This is a genomic window from Syntrophorhabdaceae bacterium, from assembly GCA_028713955.1.
Classification (GTDB): domain Bacteria; phylum Desulfobacterota; class Syntrophorhabdia; order Syntrophorhabdales; family Syntrophorhabdaceae; genus UBA5609.
In genome coordinates, this window is record JAQTNJ010000360.1 from 1 (window position 1) to 2622 (window position 2622).

The 2622-nt window shown below is 55.9% G+C and carries 2 protein-coding genes; both read right to left on the minus strand.

Going from position 1 to position 2622, the window contains the following annotated elements:
* The coding region (locus PHU49_17010) for a hypothetical protein (GenBank protein MDD5245709.1) at positions 1-1043 on the minus strand (1043 nt) is incomplete at its 3' end.
* A gap of 13 nt (positions 1044-1056) precedes the next feature.
* Positions 1057-2622: anaerobic carbon-monoxide dehydrogenase catalytic subunit (gene cooS / locus PHU49_17015; protein MDD5245710.1), on the minus strand; the 1566-nt coding region annotated here is incomplete at its 5' end.

The window sequence follows — 2622 nt, forward strand, 5'->3', positions numbered from 1 at the left end:
TCAAGATAGATGTCCTCTCCGCGGACCCTTTCGCCTTCGAAGGCCGGCCCGTACGATACGGGGATCGGTACGGCCGCCACCTGCACCTTCAACCCCCTGACCTCAACCGCCTTCTGGACTATCTGGTCATGCGGGATATTGGAGACAACATGTTCATAGGTGCATATGCCTGTCGGAAGGACCTCCGGGATCGGTGTATCCGCAATGGCGGGGAACCCCCAGTTGATCGCCCCCGCGGCATTGGCATACCACTCGTCGGTGACATTTCCGAGGGCAAGCACGAATGCATACGTCCTGTCCTTGTTATAGATGAGGTTTCTCCGGTAATCACCCGGCTTGATGCCGCCAAAGGCCATGGCAACACGGCAGGCAAAACCTATGGCGAAGACCGCCTGGTATATGTCCGGTCCGAAGGAGACGAGCCTTGTGGGCCAGCCTATCTGGATATTCGCCTCAATAAGCTGCTGCGAAAATCTTTTCCCTCCGTTCTCCGCGCACATAAATACATAAAGGTTCTTCTCCTGCAGCTCAAGCGCGATCCTCGCCGCTGTCTGTGAATCCGGGGCAGCCCCGACAATGGCCGCGAAACCGGGCGCTGTTCCGTCAACGAACTCAACGCCTCTTTTCCGGAATATGACGTCGTTTGCAGCGCCGAGCCAGATCGTCGCATCCGTCGGATCTTCACTGTTTGCCGCATAGACACCGGGCTCTTCAAGGTAACGTATCGCCTCGATGATCTCTTCAGCGAAGAATGTCGCCATCCCCGCGTCCAGGGCCGGCGCGAGGTATGGAAGCGGGGTATTTTCACGAACAGGCGGAGGTATCAGTTTTTTGCATATATCGAGTATCCTCCGCATATCTTCTACTTTTGAAACACCGATGCCGGTCATGGCATAGATGATCGGCAGGTAATAAGCCGTGTTGGGAAAACCAACCTCCTGCCCGGGGCCGAACCTTTCAAGCGCCTCGCGGAATTTCTCTTCAGCCTTATGGAATATCTTGTGAGCGCCCCTTATGGCTGCAGATGCTATGATCTTCGACATCCCGTCCTCCTCACTAATCCAATGCCCTTCTCATTGCCATATCGAAGAGCACCCGGTCTCTTGCCTTGTCTATGCCAAGTGCCTTTCTCTTTTTATCGATGTGCCGGATCATCAACTGTGCCGCCTCTACGGGATCAGGCTCAAAGGCCCACATGCCCTTGTAGAGTTCCTCGTACTCTTCGAAGAGATGGTGTGTAACCTTTTCGCTTCCCGCAGTGGGCCACGTAGTCCCGAAAACAGTAAAAACACCGGACGCGACAAAATACTGTCCTATGGCAATGGCCTTCTCGCTCATCCACTCCGGGGCAGCCCCTGCCGCCGGCAGATCGCTGATATCATCGCCGAGACCGCCTTCTTTCACCATTGCCGTTGCCGCTATCAGTATCCTTGAGTTGTCGACGCAGGAGCCGAGATGGAGCACCGGCGGTATCCCCACTGCCTCACAGACCTCTGCAAGTCCCGAACCGGCATAGAGCTTCGCCGCCTCAGGGGTAAGGAGTCCTTCCTTCCCGCATGCCATGGCAGCACAGCCCGTCGTAAGGACAATGACGTCGTTCCTGATCAACTCCTTTATCATCGCGATGTGCGCTGAATCGTGCGGCGTCCTCACGTTATTGCAGCCGACAACACCTGCCACACCCCGTATACGGCCGTTCATGATATTGTCGTTCAATGGTCTGTAGCTTGCCCTGAAAAGACCGCCGAGGAGATAGTTGATCGTTTCGTGGCTGAAACCCGCCACCATATCCTGTTTCTGGCTCGGTATACAGACGGCGTGTCTCCTGTTAGGATAATTCTCTATCGCCATCTTCAGTATCTTCTTCGCTGTATCGAGGCCGTGCTCCGGGTGGAATTCGATGTGTGTCGCGCCTTCGATCATCGCCCTGTCCGATGTCGTAATGAGCCGTGTATGAAAACACTCGGCCACGTTCTGCAGGCCCTGCATCTCGCACTGGACGTCAACAGTCATCAGCTCCACGGCCCCCGTTACGAGCGCGAGCTCCTGCTGGAGGAAATTCCCCGCGCAGGGGATCCCGTGTCTCATCAGGACCTCGTTCGCGGAACAGCACATCCCGGCGAGGTTTATGCCTTTTGCGCCTGTTTTCTCTGTCAGCTTCCTGATCTCAGGGTCCCTGCTCGCGGCAACAAGGAGTTCAGGAAGGAGCGGTTCGTGTCCGTGCACAACGACGTTCACGTGGTCTTCTTTGAGGACGCCAAGGTTGATGCTCCCCAGGACAGGCACGGGTGTACCGAACATAATGTCCTGCAGGTCCGTGGAGATCATCGACCCTCCCCATCCGTCCGCAAGCGCCGTCCTCGTCGCCTGCAGAAGGAGATGCCTGTAATCCTGATCGACACCCATATGGGTCCGATGCATGATCTCAACAACCTCCCTGTCGATGCCGCGCGGGGTTACGCCGAGCTTTTTCCATATCTCCTGCCTTTTCAGCGGCGCCTTCTTGATGTACACAAGCTCTCCGTCCTGCTTTCCGAATTCTTTCAGCGCCTTTTCACCAAGTTCCATCGCTATATCCCTGATATCCCTTCCCTCGATCGCGATGCCGAAATCAAGGGCCAC